We start from the raw sequence: 13,428 nt of genomic DNA, 5'->3' as shown, positions 1-13,428 counted from the left end.
TTGGCCGCGCATAACGACCCGGCGGAGGCACCCATGAATACCGCGATCAGCACCTTAATTTCCCCCAAATCCAGAGTGCAGCACCCAATGGTATGACGCAAGGTAAAGGTTCTCGCCTAGGGCGAATTATCCGATAGAAAAACCGCCGACAGCGTCCCGATATCGCTTTCGATGGAGAAAATACCGCCATAGGCGCCGGGCGGTGCCGGACGTTCCTGATTTGCAAATTGCATTGATTCAAAATTTGAACGCGCAGGGGCGAGCGCGCGCCCGATCACAAAGGGGCTGCTCGCGCGGCCCTCTGCGCTGATGGTCTTGACGTTTCCCTGGCCACTACTGATCACACGGGTGCCGCAAACCCCCAGATTGGCCCAGGTCAGGCGGTCAAACGGCAACGCGGCACCTTCTGTGGTTTCAAGCGCACTCACATCGAAACGCGCCCGCCCGGACCCATATCCAATATCGACGGTGAACCTGCCGGTTGAATCGGAAGTCTGAACGCTTCCATCCTCCAGAAAGCGCGTCATCGAAAGCTGCACGGTGCCGCCATAAAGAGCCCGGCCAGTGGTGGGAATTTCAAACCCCGTGGCACTTGTGCCGACCACCATGGGGCCCGTGTAATCAATCCGCTCCGCGCGGTACGTCATGTCATAGACCGCAGGCAGTGTCGCGGTTTTGGGAAAGCCTTCGCGCGCCGTAATGGTGGAGCGCCTTGAGCCTGTCAATGCGCCGTCCGGTGAGAGCGACAGGCGTCTGATCTTGCTATCATCAAAGTCGAGATTTCGGGGCAAACCGGTGCTGCGCGGAACGCCGGTGATCGAGAACATCTCAAACCCCTGCGTCACTGTCACCTGGCGCAAATAGGCCCCGATCAGGCGTTTGCCTTCCAGTTTACTTACATCACAGGGCGTGATGGGCGCGAGCCCCAACCGCTCACCGACCGCACTGGCCTTAAACGCTTCGATAGGCCCACATCCCGCCAGCGCGACAGCCAGGACCGTCCAGGTCAGACAGAGCCGCCTGCCTCCAGCGCGGAGCGGTCTGGCCGTTGGGCGCAGCGGTGTCATGTAGCGGCAACAGGCAAATCAGAGACCAGCGTGCCCTCGTTGATGTAATAGGGGAAAACCATGTTATGGCGCGTGTTGGTCTGATTGACCGTGTAGCTCAACGCGATCCGCAAGATGCCACCTGTCCAGTCACGGGTCACAACCTCCACCGATTTCAAGGTGATCCGGGGTTCGAAAAACAGGATCGCCTGGGTGATCGCCACGCGAATGGCCGCTTTGGTTTCCCCGTTCATTGGCGCAAAAACCAGGTCGTGCAGGCGGCACCCATAGGTCGGATGCATCACCCGCTCGCCGGGTCGGGTTTCCATCAGGATCCGCAGGCTTTCAACAATGTCCTCTTCTCCGTGGGACAGATGGGCTTGCCCGGTATAGCCATCAAAACGCGGGGGAAAAGACCACCCGCGCCCCAGAAAAGAGGGATCGTTCTGTGCCATATCAACCCCCGATGAGCACGGTCGGCGCGCCCAGAATAATCGCCCCGCCATGCGAGGTTGTATCCCCCATCCGCGCCGCCGGTTTGCCCCCGATCAACACGGTGGCGGAGCCTTTGACGATGGTCGCGGGCGGTCCCACACAGACACAATTATCCCCGACAACGGCGGCGGGCAGGCTGACGATCAGAACCGTCGCCTCGCCCGGACCCACAATCGGCCCGCCCACATGCGGCACGATCCCCGTCACCATCGGGCAGGTTTGCATATCGGTCAGTCTGGCGGCGGGCGGCATGGCATATCCTCCTAATTGATCATCACGATGGAGCCTTTGACGACCGTCTGACCACTTGATGAAAGCTCTGCGCTCGCGTTCCCGGAAGCGGTGATCTGGGCGTTTGCGCTCAGCTCGACATTCAAGCCCTCGACCGTCACATCCTGTACTGCTTCAAGCGCAATCTTTCCTTTGGCCGTCAGCGTGATATCGCCGGGGCTATCCAAAGCAATCCCGGCGGCGGCCATTTCCATCTCATTGCCGTTGCTGTCGGTGATTGTGACGGTGTTCGTGTCATCATCCATCACCACCTTATGCCCGCCGGGGGTTTCCAGCGTCAGGATTTTCTTCTCATCCTCGAACTCAATCTTCATCCGCGACTTGCTTACAATACCCTTGAACGTATTGGGTTCATCCGGCGTATAGGGTTGCGCGGCGGTGCCATTGTGCAAAGATCCAAGGATCACGGGGGCATTGGGGTCGGCGTTCAAAAACGCCACAACCACCTCATCGCCAATTTCGGGCATGAATTGTATCCCAGCGTCCGCCGTCGCATAGGGCGCGGCAAACCGGGCCCAAACGAGCGTTTCTTCGATCCCAAGCATGGGAAGCTTGACCTGCACACGTAGTCGGTCATCCGGATCCTGCATGAGGGTGACGACTGTTGCAATCTGCAACCCTCTGATCGGGGTGGTCAGCCCCGCTGCATCCGCCCCACCCAGATCAGAGACATCGGAACGCCAATCCGCCGGCAGACCCAACATCACCTCGGTGGTCCACTCGCCTCTCTCGATCTGCTGTTCCACGCCGGAAATATAGGCGGTGCCGCCAAAACGTTCACCGACCCCGGCGATTTCGATCATGGTGTCGGGCAGCGGCTTGGCGTTGCCCTGAAAGGAACAACGGCCCTGAAGCGCCGAGAGGGACGAGCGCAGCCTGCGTGCGGAGGCGATGACGCCCATATCTGCCGCATCCATCACATCGGGGATGGCAAAACCACGCTTGGCCCCGCCGATCACATCCGACAGTGCATCGTTTTTGAGGTTGCCCCACTTGAGGTCCTTGGGTGCCTTTGCGTCTTCCTCCACAATATCCTGACCCGCCTCGTCCCAGGAACGCCCGGACGCCTCACCGATCAATGCCCGTGTATCTGCCTCCGCGTCAAAGGTGATAATATCCACCCCCAAAGTCAGGCTCAGGACCGCCGCCCCGTTGACATCGGGCGGTGCGGCCTTGATCTTTTCATCGTCGCTAAGCAGAATGTAACCGTTGCGATCCGCCAGCATCCGCAGGAAATCCCAATCGGTGCAATTGTGTTGCAACTGGTCCCGCGCCGCGATTTGCGTGGCCTTGATATCCGCCGTCAGGCCGCTTTGTTTAATGATGTTACTCATCACGTCACTGTCTTTCTGATCGGCGAAAGGGGTCGTTTTTGAAACAACATTCATCACCGCCGCCTTGTCACGGCACGTCAGGATCATCTGCGGCGGATCAGCGGCGCGAATGCGCAGGCGTTTGCCATAGATGATACCTTTGAACAGCAACCCTTCTGCCTCATCACCATAAAAAGCGGAGACCTCGATTTTCGCACCCAGATCGAACTCGGCCCCGTCAACCACGTCGAATTCATTGGCCGGGATCGACCCGGTCTCGATGGTGACAACGGCTTCGGGAATCCGCCCGAGCTGCTTGTAGACCTTGACGGAGGCCACCAAAAGCACGTCACTTATGGCGCTGCCATTGATCTTGATGCTCACCCCCACGGGGCCATCAGTGTCAAATGTCGGACTATCGGCCATAGATCACCTCACAGGCGGGAAACGCAAAAGCGTGTTGGGAACCAACGTGCGAAACCCATCCAGATTGTTGAGCCGCGCCACCTCCAGATAGCGCGACGCATCGCTGTAGATCTGCTGGCACAACAAAGGCAGCGTATCGCCTTGCCGCACACGCACCATATGGGTCATATCGGGGGAATTGCGCCCGGCCTCACGCGCCTCCTGCGCCTCGGTGATGGCCTCGACAAAAGCGAGCGTGATCTTGGCCCGCAACGCCGCACCATCCGGATGAAACAGCGTATATTCCACCGACAGGCTCGTCAGGCGACCAAAAAACGCATCCAGCCCCTCGCCCCAAACAACCTTCACCGGGTTGGGTTCATGCGTATCGCCGTCGTAATCATAGGCGATATCGCGCAGCTTCGTGATCTGATCGGCCACCGTCGTGTCGCGCGTGGACGCCACAACGCCGGTGCCATCCAGCGTGATCGAAAAGTCCAGCTTTTCCGGTTCCGTGCTGGCGAATTTGGTGATGGCCGCGGATTTTCCGATGGCCCCTGCGCCCGCTTGTGACGTGCCGGAATATTTCAGGCCCATCTTATGGGTGTATTTTTCCGGGTTTATCGTGGCCTCAAAGATGTTGTCATCGCCGGATTGCGCCTCGATCTGATCATTGTTGACCTTGCAGCGGATGATCTTGAGCTTGGCCACGCCTTAACGTTCCCGCGCGCGGCGGTCCGCCTCTTGCATCATGTCGCGCACCTCATCCAGCAGCGATTGGCGCAGGATCGCCATCTGTTCTTCCATCTCTTCGGGGCTGATACCCGGCTTACCGCCGGGTGCTCCAAAGGTGCCACGCACCACAAGGCTGCCGATTTCTACCGCCATCACATCATCCTCTTGAGCGTCGTGTAGGAAAACTCGATTGTCTCAATCGCCAGTTCATTTTTCATCGCATCGAACCCCCCCACCGACCATTTGATCGGATAGGCATTGCCGATCGACCAGGTCGCCACCGGAGCACGGCTTTCACTGAGCAGCGAAACCACCATATCCTTGGGCACGATGGCCTGCGAAAAATCCCCCTCCAGCGTGGATTTACACCATTGCACCAACCCGCTCGCCATTGTGGTCATGGCCCGTTTCAGCACGAGGTTGGATTGTTTCACCGGTTTGGGCAGTTGGTGAATAAAGCGGTTTTCACCGCCTTCCGTCACAGATTCCAACTCAATCGACCTTTCGAGACCGGAGACCTCCTGAAACGCCATATCGGGCACCGGTGGGACAATGCCCACAAAGGATACCATGAAATGAAACGCAACAGGAGGGTCCGTCAAGTTCATGGTTTTAGGCGTTTTCGATCACGAAACCATCATGCGCGATCTCGATGCTCTCTACCGCGACCTCATTGCCTTCGGCCTTGAGATCCGTGCCCGTCACCTTGACCGGAAAGGCGTTCTGAACCTTCCAGACCATCGTCGGGTTCTGCGCCTCATCCAGCAGCGAAATCGTCAGGGCTTTGCGCTTGATCGTGTTCATCTTGATCTCTGCAAACCAATCCCAGATCGCGTTATCCTTAGCAAACACACCCTTTTTCATCGTGATATTGCCGGTTTTCAACATGCCGGGCATCTTGGTCGTGGAAAACACCGGGTTGTTGCCAGCGCGATATTCCAACGGTTGGGTTTCGATGTCGAGCCCCGACACCTCCTGAAAGGCCAGTTCCGTGTCGTCCCATTTCACCTGAAAATGGAACTTGGGGAGCGGCCAGATTGCCTGCGTTTGGGCGGAGCCATCATCTGCCATGTGTTAAATCCTTCATTTTATGATCGCTTTTACGATTTTTGCATTTGCTGTTGGAACGTGACCTCAATGAATTCCGCCGGGCGCGTGACGGCGACCAACACGGTAATCCGCAAGATACCTTCAAGAATATCGACCGGCGTCATGGTTTCACCCAGGCCCACATGAACGCTGAAAGCATCCGTCGGCACGGCACCCGCAAGGCCCCCCTGTTTCCAGACGGAGGTCAGGAAGTTCTCGATCATCGAGCGCATGGTGACCCAGGTCTGGGCATTATTGGGCTCAAACACATAGGCCTTGGAAGCCAGCCGGATCGATTCCTCGATCATGATCATGGTCCGGCGCACGTTGATGTACCGCCAATCAAGGCTGTTGCCATCCAGCGTGCGCGCGCCCCACACCAACGTCCCCTCGCCCACAAACGGGCGGATCGCATTGATCGATTTACCCGTGGTCGAGACGTTGAGGTTCTCCTGCTCCTCGTAGTTGATGTTGACCTTTGGACCAACCACAGAGTTCACCGACACATTCGCCGGGGCCTTCCAGACACCCCGACTGGCATCCACTGCGGTGTAGATCCCGGCCATTGCTGCAGCGGGAGGCATCGCGTTCATATAGGCGGTGATTTCATCCATCACATCCCCATAAAGCGACACCACCGCGCGCAGGGTCTTGTCGATTGTTCCCGCTGACGGGTTTTCAAACACGGGTCCCGTGACCGGGCCATCCATCAACACGCGCAACAAGGCAGGCGCGGTTTCCGCCCCGTCCCCATCCACAATCGTGTAGCTGACAACCGCCTCTGGACCGGCAAATTCAGCGTTCGGCTTGAATGTTACCTTGCCGGTCTTGGCCACGCTCCAATCGCCCACACCTTTTTGCGACTTGGCCTTGCCGTCCGCATCATCGGCATCAATCAGCTTCACCGTCGCCTTATCAGCACCAGGGTGATCGGCTGGCACGTCGATCTCAACGGCTGTGCCCGCCTCAACCGCGCTTGCATCCAGCAGACCGCCGACAACCTCAATGTCGATGGTCTTGGCGTCTGCGGCAATTCCATTTCCGTCCGTAACACTCAGATCAAATTTGCCCTTTGCCCCGGCATCGGCCTTGTGGACAAAGGAAACCTTGCCCGCCTTCAATTCGGCCTGCGTAAAGCTGGTGGCGTCCTTGCCATCAACTTTCAACGCACCGGTCATGTCATCGGTGCCACCGGCCAGTTGATAGATAAGACCTTCATCATCTGTGTCATCATCCTGCGAGACCACGTCCTGTTCGGTCACGGCAACCGTGCCGCCGCGCGTCACAGACAGGGTGAAATCACCCGCCAGAACCGGCGCGCCCACACGATCAATCTCGAGGGACAGCTCCGGGTCACGTTTTACGCTGCGCTTCATCAAGCCGATGAACATCTTGCGGCTCTTGGCATCAATGTTCTCGAAACTGAAATCGCGCGATTGAAAAATCGAGGTATTAAGCCACGGATAATAGCTCGCGCCAAAATCCAGATCGTTGATCCCGATGTCATTGCGAAAGGTCGCCACCGGATTGCCCAGGGGGTCGGCCTGCGCCAGATGCCCGCCTGAAATGTCGAGGATTGCAAAGCGGTTCTTCTTGTCCGACCCGCAGTGTTTCAGCATGGCCTGCTGCACCTTGACCGCGTTCTGACGCACCATCCGCGTGGTTTCGGGGATGACGACCATCGTCGGTTCGGGCTCTTTCTTCAGCAGCGCGATACCGGCCATGATCTTGTCGGCGTCGATCTCCTCCTCCGCGTAGGTTCCCACGGATACGATGTAACACGCCCCGCCCCCGTTCTGGAAAAACAACCGCATCGCACCGTAAAGCGCATAGGCCTTGTTGGTTTGCTTGAGCTCATAGGGCTCGTCACCCTGTGGCCCCTTTGTGGTGAATTTCGCACGTGGCAGCGCGGCGGGCTTGGCAGCACCCTGCGGCGACAAAGGCGAGACACCGTCAAACTCGGCCCAGGGTACAATCTCGAACTTTGGGTCGGGTGCAACGCCGAAATAGTTGTGAAATTCCGACATCGACGTGATCCGCCACGGCGTATTAGACAGCGACACATTGCCGTTCATCGCCTTTTCGGTATAGCCGATAAAGGCCGGAACGGCGGTTGCAACCTGCACAACCGAATTGGGGAATGCGTTTTTCTCAACGATGTAAACGCCGGGCGTCTTCATGGCCATCTTCGGTTCTCCTTCACCATAGTGAGACGTAAATGTCTGATTGCAGGCGCGCAGCAACGCCCGGCTGTTGATCGATCGGTTTGAACGAAATCCCCGCTGCGGGGAGGACTGGTACAAGCGGCTCTGGCCCAAAGGCACTGGGCCGCTGCAAGGTAAATTTCTGGTCTGGTCGCGCGCGCGCGGGCAGCGGGCTATCCGAGCGGATGACGAAAGCCTCGCGACCATCAGGCAAGATCACCATGCCTTGCGCGGAAAAGGTCGTCTGGGAGGCCGTATCAATAATTTCGAGATCCTCGGAGGTGCGCGCGCCGGTCACATGATAGGCCCAAAACGCCTCCACCGTGTTGAAATGCACCGAACAGGCGCGTTCATGCGCCCCAGCGACATCAAAACTCAGCCGCGCCAAAGACTGCGCGCGCCTCTGCGGCAAGCGGGCCGAAGCCTTCCCGGCGTCAAATTCAAAAGCCTCGCCCGTCACGTCAAAAGCCAGCACATGACCCCAATCGGCACCCTGAGTGAGCGTGAAAACTTCCGGGCTGGTCACGCGCAGATCAAGCGCGATCGTCTCAGGGGGTTCATCCCCGTCATCCGCCAGGACAAGCACAGTGTTTTGCGTCTGGCGCAGCAGCAACCCAGCCTTGGCAAAGGCCGGCGCATCGGCAGGTAGCACGCGGAGCGGGAGGGCGGTTGATCCGTAATAGTCATGCGACAATGTGAGTGTCAGGATCGACCGATACGCCATCACGAAACGCCCTCGGCAGGGCGCGCGGCCTGACCCGGTTGCGTGATCAGCGGCACCACGTCGGAGACAGCACCGGCGTCGATCATGACCGAGCGCATCTTGAACATTACGGAAGGCACATAGCGCCCCCCCAGATTGCCCCACATCTGGCCCATTTCCTCCACTTTGAGGTTGGATATTTCGAGGCTGAGCTGGTTCAGCCCCGCGGGCATATCCGGCGTATTGCGGGGCGTCATGACCGGGTTTGCCTGAAAGAAGGCCAGCGCAGAGGAAATCAGCTTGAGCCCTTCACTGTAGGTTTCCGCATCATAGGCGGAGGCCAACATGAAGTAGATATCAAGGTGAATGGCCCGCGCCTGCGTCATCTGCACCGAAGAGCGGGTCCCGGCGGCAGCACGCGGCGTCGCATCCTGCGCGATATTGGTCAGGAACATCACCAGCCGGTTGCGCGCATCGGCGGTCGGCTTGCCCTCGCCATCTGACAGCGGCGATACACTGACCAATGCGTCCGACACGCCATAGCGCGACACCAGATGCGCGTTGAGACGATCCGCAACTAGGCCCAGCGCCAGATCAATCATTGTGCAATGCTTCATTGACACGCAGGGTATCCAGAACGTCAAAAATGCCAGGTCCCGAAATTTCGACCCCCATCGCCAGACCCCATTTAAAAAAGTGTTTCGTCGCAGCCTAGAGATGCTGCATCAAAAATCAACTCATGAGTGAATTTTCTTTTAACGCGATATTTGCGGAGCGGCGTGTCAGGCGCGCAGTAACGCCTTGCTCAGGCCTGAAACAATCAACCCGGTCAGGATGAACCAGAACGCCACATAAACATATGTCGCCAGTAAGAAACCTGCCCCGTCACCGCTGGCGATCACGATATTCGCACGCCCGACGATTTCATCCGCACCGATGACAGAGGCCGTGGCGGACGCCATGATGATGATCAGGAAATACTGCACCCAGGCCACCAGGAACGTCTCGCGCGCGCCGTGCAGCCCTGCATCACGCTGGCGAACATAACCCAATGTCTGATCCGACGCGAAACCGATCACGGGAAATGTCAGCGCCAGGGTCGCTTTGAGCCACAGCGGCACTTGATAGATGACCCCGGTAACGTCGACCTCGGAGGGCAACATGAAGGCCATATAAAACATCAGCACAAAGCTCGGCACATTGCGGCACAGATCCGTCATCAGCCGGGCAGGTTTACCGATGACACCCCCGCGCACCCGCAGCGCCCCCATCCCAACACCCAACATCGTCCCAAAGGTCATGGACAGGATCGAGATCACGATATTCATCGCGAAGCCCCCCGCCAGATAGGGTGTACGTTCAATCAACACATCGATCATGCGCCGCTCTCCTGCACCGATGCACCATTGGCAGGTTTGCGCAGCAACACGGCTTTGAGGCCACGAAACAGCCACATCACGCCCATGACGAAGACGAAATAGAGCAGCAACAACCCGTTCATCAGAACGGAGGCATCCCCGCCCTCGGTAATGATCAAATTGACCGTCGCGATCAATTCGGTCAGCGCAATTGCGCTCGCCATGCCCGCCGCTTTGACGATGTTCACGCAGGTTGACACCAGGCCATCATACGACCGGACAACTGCGCGTGGCAGCGCCTGCATCAGGCCGATCTCCGGATGCGCCGCGCGTTCCTGTTCCAGAGCATGGGTGATCAGAACCGCATTCGTTGCCCCGGCGTAAAAGGAGAAAATAAGTGTTGCGGTGACGAAGGCACCGGGCGTGACGTGGCCAGCGCTGCTGAGCAAACCGCCAAGACCAAAAAACACGATATAAAGCTGCAAGATCGGCGGTGTCATGCGCGAGAGCGTGATCACGCCAAGCACAGGCATCCGCAACGCCCGGCGCCAGACAGGGCCGCCGGAGAGGACCGCGTTGAGAAGCCCAAGACCGATCCCGACGCAGAGCGCCCCGATGATCGCGCAGAGGCTCAACGCTAAGGTCATACCCAGCCCGCGTGTCAGCCTTGTGCGGTCATAGGCGTCGAAAAGGATCGAAAGTTCCCAGCCGGTAGCCTCTTGAATGCGCGCAGCCCAGGGCGGAACCTCGACCGGCGGTGCGCCTGTGCGCAGGACATCAGTGGTCACACAACTGGGGCTGAAAGCGCCCGTTTCAGGATCACGCGCGCAAAAGAACGTGCCATCATTCTGGCGCGACCAGGTTTCTTGCGCCACGCTCAGATAGGGGTTTGGCAACAGTCCCCACTTTTGTTGCAACGTCAGAAATTTCCCGGCTGCGTGCCATTCGGCCAAGAGATCAGACACAAACCGGCCCCAATCTGCGTCCTCCTCCCCCTTGGCAACCGCGACCGCCCAGGGGGCCGTCAAGATCGATGGCAGTGAGACCGCCAGACCCGTCGCGTCAGGCCCTGTCGTGAGGCTGACCAGCGCCACATCGTCAAAGGCCCACCCGACACAGGCATCCTGGCGCAGCGCAAGCATCGCGTCGCGCGCACTGGGGAAATACTGCGCTGACACCAGGTAGGTATCATCCAGAGTTCGGTTGTAATAAGCCCCCTGCACCATGCAGACAGGGCGACCGCGCAATTGCCCCCAGTCGGTATAGGGCTGACCTTCCTGCGCTAGAAGCGCGACCCCGCTGGCATAATATGTCGGCTGGATCAGGCCCGCTTGCGTGCGCCGTTCCTTGGTGTCGCCCATGGTTGCGATAACCAGATCAATTTGACCCTGATTGACCCGGCTCAGCCGGTTGCTCGAGGTGACGGCCACCAATTCCAGCGCAACGCCCAGACGCTCGGCCATGGCACGCGCCATATCGGGCTCAAAACCAATGAGGGTGTCATCCACAGGGTCGCGAAATCCCATCGGCGGGTAGTCATCCTTGACCCCGACAATCAAGCTCCCACGCCGCAGGATGTGTTCAAGCCGCCCCCCCGGATTTTCCGGCACCTGTGCGCGGCGTTCCAGAGTTGCACCACTGGAAGATTGCGCGGCCACCGGCCCGGACAAAAGGGCAAACACCACCATCAAAAGGGTCAGAAAATTATTCATATCGGGGCGGCTTCGGCGATGATCCCATAGCCCCAGCGCGCAGGACATAGCGGCGTCACGACCCCATCCCCCCAGCGCGCAAAGGCGTTATTCAGGAGCCAGCTTTCGGGCAGGACACTCTCCGCACCCAGCCCGCGCAGTTCGAACCCTGCCTCAGCCAGTTCACGGCACAATCGCGCAGGATCATAGAGTTGATAAGGCAGCACGACATGCGCCCCGTCCATATGCCGCTCATACTCAATTGACCCCGTTGCATCCGCGCCAGCGACGCGCTGTTCGGCGTAAAACCGGCGCGCCATATTGGGAACGGAGACCAGCAAACGACCCGTCCCCGGCTTCAGCGCGCGGTGCATCTGCAGCAGCGCCTCATGACGAATATGCGCATCCTGGATATGACCCAGCACCCCGAACAGGCATAATACGACATCGGCCTGACCCACCCGGTCAATGTAACCTTGCAAGGCTTCGGGGGCCGGGCCGAGGATTTCCAGATCATCCCAACCCGACAGGGCCGCACGTTCCCGGATCAACGCGATCGCGGCGGGGCTTATATCAAATCCGGCGGCACGCGCGACCTTGCCTTGCAAGCGCAGCAGATATCGCCCGCTGCCACAGCCGAAATCGATCAAATGCGTGCTAGGCGTCACCAATTGGCAGATGCGCTGCCAGGTCGTTTTGTTTGGGCTGGGGTAGCGTTTGTCATACTGACCGGAGGTAAAATAGGTGTGATAGGATGCGGCAATCTGTGAGCCGGCCTTGGCCTTGCGCGCTGTTTCCTCATCGCGCATCAGTTCGGTGCCACAGTGCCAACGCCCAGATAGGCCTCGATCCGTTTGCGCCATCTGGGATCGCGCATCAGTTCGATCATCGCCTTGTCGATACCGCGCCGCAGGTCGCTGCGATCACGCGAAATACCCCAGCCATAAGGTTCGTTGCGATAGACTTTGGAATCCACCGAGATCCGGTCGACATATTGATCCAGCCGCGACAAATAGGTCAACGCCACCCAGTCGCCAAGGACAGCATCGACATTACCCCTCTCCAGACCCTCGACCGCATCGGGCCAGGTCGCATACACGAGGCAATTGTCTACCTCCCGCGCGATCGCGGCCTGCGTACAGACCGCTTGCGTCTTGTTGACCTCCGCTTGCGGATATTGTGCGATCAGAAAGGCCTGCGCTGTGGAGCCTTCAAGCGTTGCAATCCGCATCTCAGGAAGCCTGGAGGACGGCGTGCCCCCAAGACCGCCAATCGAACCCACGAATGCGGTCGTTAAAACCCCCAGGATGGTTGCCGACAGAACCGTGCCCAAAAGCGCCATGAAGATTTCCAGCAAGCGACCCCAACGGGTACGAAACTGTTCTGAAAGGCCCTTAAGGCCAACGGTACGCACGAGAGCTTCGACCATACTGTCAAACCAATGCCCGATGCCCGTTTCAATTTCATCCGGGGTCGAGCCTGCGCGCAACGCGGCACGGATCAGGACCGCAAGCGCAAGGTTGATCGCCAGAAAGATCAGAATCGCCCGGATCACGCCAGGTTGGGATATGGTTTGCACGATGACGCCGGTTGCGGCAGCAAAATCAATCGCGCTGGAGGTGCGATGCGCCAGCGTCAGACCCGATTGCAGATATTGTTGCGAAAAATCAAACCCCTCCATGCGCTGCGCCGTAATGGTCAGGGGCGAGATCACCACATCGACATCCCCGCGCGCCAAGGCCCTCAGATGATCGTCGATACCATCGCACATGATGATCTGGCTTTTGCTCATCAGGCCGGATGCCGTGAGTTCATGCTCGATGGAGGTCCAGATATCGACGGCAAACCCTTCGGCCAGACCGCTGTCGCTGCGCGCGGTAAAGGGCGGCGCATCGCGGATCGCAACAATCACATCCGGCGCGTCAGCCCCCGTTGCGACCGATTGGCAAGCGGCAATGGCGGGCTGTGGCGAAAACACAAGCACCACCAGCAAAGCCGGCACCACCTGCATCAGCGCAGATCGCCTGATCCGGGCAAAACCGTGAATTAAGGAGGGTTGTGGCATCGGCGGGGATCGTCCGTACATACGTCAAATTTC

15 protein-coding genes are annotated in these 13,428 nt (G+C 58.7%); all 15 read right to left on the bottom strand.

What is annotated here, in order from left to right; translation table 11 throughout:
• Positions 1-116: 116 nt before the first annotated feature.
• The 15 genes from ROLI_RS00765 to ROLI_RS00695 all read right to left on the bottom strand — a co-directional run bounded on the left by ROLI_RS00765 (position 117) and on the right by ROLI_RS00695 (position 13,395).
• Positions 117-1,067 carry a hypothetical protein gene (locus ROLI_RS00765; RefSeq protein WP_187428045.1) on the bottom strand — a complete coding sequence of 317 codons (951 nt, stop codon included), beginning with the start codon at positions 1,065-1,067 and terminating at the stop codon, positions 117-119.
• On the bottom strand, positions 1,064-1,501 hold the full coding sequence (locus tag ROLI_RS00760; RefSeq protein WP_187428044.1) for a GPW/gp25 family protein: 438 nt from the start codon (positions 1,499-1,501) through the stop codon (positions 1,064-1,066). The genes ROLI_RS00765 and ROLI_RS00760 overlap by 4 nt, the downstream gene beginning before the upstream one ends.
• A gap of 1 nt (position 1,502) precedes the next feature.
• Positions 1,503-1,793, bottom strand: coding sequence for a PAAR domain-containing protein (locus ROLI_RS00755; RefSeq protein WP_187428043.1), 291 nt, complete (start codon positions 1,791-1,793; stop codon positions 1,503-1,505).
• Between the two features lie 11 nt (positions 1,794-1,804).
• Positions 1,805-3,571, bottom strand: a complete 1,767-nt coding sequence (gene vgrG, locus ROLI_RS00750; RefSeq protein WP_187428042.1) for a type VI secretion system tip protein VgrG — start codon at positions 3,569-3,571, stop codon at positions 1,805-1,807.
• Positions 3,572-3,574: 3 nt separating this feature from the next.
• Positions 3,575-4,261, bottom strand: coding sequence for a peptidoglycan-binding protein (locus tag ROLI_RS00745; RefSeq protein ID WP_187428041.1), 687 nt, complete (start codon positions 4,259-4,261; stop codon positions 3,575-3,577).
• Positions 4,262-4,264: 3 nt separating this feature from the next.
• A complete protein-coding gene (locus tag ROLI_RS00740; RefSeq protein ID WP_187428040.1) occupies positions 4,265-4,438 on the bottom strand; it encodes a hypothetical protein in 174 nt (57 codons plus the stop codon).
• Positions 4,438-4,893, bottom strand: a complete 456-nt coding sequence (locus ROLI_RS00735; protein WP_187428039.1) for a phage tail protein — start codon at positions 4,891-4,893, stop codon at positions 4,438-4,440. The genes ROLI_RS00740 and ROLI_RS00735 overlap by 1 nt, the downstream gene beginning before the upstream one ends.
• A 4-nt stretch (positions 4,894-4,897) precedes the next feature.
• On the bottom strand, positions 4,898-5,356 hold the full coding sequence (locus ROLI_RS00730) for a phage tail protein (RefSeq protein WP_187428038.1): 459 nt from the start codon (positions 5,354-5,356) through the stop codon (positions 4,898-4,900).
• Between the two features lie 29 nt (positions 5,357-5,385).
• Positions 5,386-7,560, bottom strand: a complete 2,175-nt coding sequence (locus tag ROLI_RS00725; RefSeq protein WP_187428037.1) for a cadherin-like domain-containing protein — start codon at positions 7,558-7,560, stop codon at positions 5,386-5,388.
• Between the two features lie 13 nt (positions 7,561-7,573).
• Positions 7,574-8,302 (bottom strand): hypothetical protein, encoded by a 729-nt coding sequence (locus ROLI_RS00720; protein ID WP_187428036.1) that lies wholly within the window; start codon positions 8,300-8,302, stop codon positions 7,574-7,576.
• A complete protein-coding gene (locus ROLI_RS00715) occupies positions 8,302-8,883 on the bottom strand; it encodes a DUF4255 domain-containing protein (RefSeq protein WP_187428337.1) in 582 nt (193 codons plus the stop codon). The genes ROLI_RS00720 and ROLI_RS00715 overlap by 1 nt, the downstream gene beginning before the upstream one ends.
• A 180-nt stretch (positions 8,884-9,063) precedes the next feature.
• Positions 9,064-9,660: a hypothetical protein gene (locus ROLI_RS00710; RefSeq protein WP_187428035.1), complete on the bottom strand. Its 597-nt coding sequence runs from the start codon at positions 9,658-9,660 to the stop codon at positions 9,064-9,066.
• Positions 9,657-11,351: a transporter substrate-binding domain-containing protein gene (locus tag ROLI_RS00705; RefSeq protein ID WP_187428034.1), complete on the bottom strand. Its 1,695-nt coding sequence runs from the start codon at positions 11,349-11,351 to the stop codon at positions 9,657-9,659. The genes ROLI_RS00710 and ROLI_RS00705 overlap by 4 nt, the downstream gene beginning before the upstream one ends.
• Positions 11,348-12,139 (bottom strand): bifunctional 2-polyprenyl-6-hydroxyphenol methylase/3-demethylubiquinol 3-O-methyltransferase UbiG, encoded by a 792-nt coding sequence (locus tag ROLI_RS00700; protein ID WP_187428033.1) that lies wholly within the window; start codon positions 12,137-12,139, stop codon positions 11,348-11,350. Before ROLI_RS00700 ends, ROLI_RS00705 begins: the two co-directional genes overlap by 4 nt.
• Positions 12,139-13,395, bottom strand: a complete 1,257-nt coding sequence (locus tag ROLI_RS00695; RefSeq protein ID WP_222869334.1) for an ABC transporter substrate-binding protein — start codon at positions 13,393-13,395, stop codon at positions 12,139-12,141. The genes ROLI_RS00700 and ROLI_RS00695 overlap by 1 nt, the downstream gene beginning before the upstream one ends.
• Positions 13,396-13,428: the final 33 nt, after the last annotated feature.

The organism is Roseobacter fucihabitans (assembly GCF_014337925.2).
Lineage (GTDB): Bacteria > Pseudomonadota > Alphaproteobacteria > Rhodobacterales > Rhodobacteraceae > Roseobacter > Roseobacter fucihabitans.
Note: the sequence above shows the minus strand (reverse complement) of the source record. Positions and strands in the feature narration are given on the sequence as shown.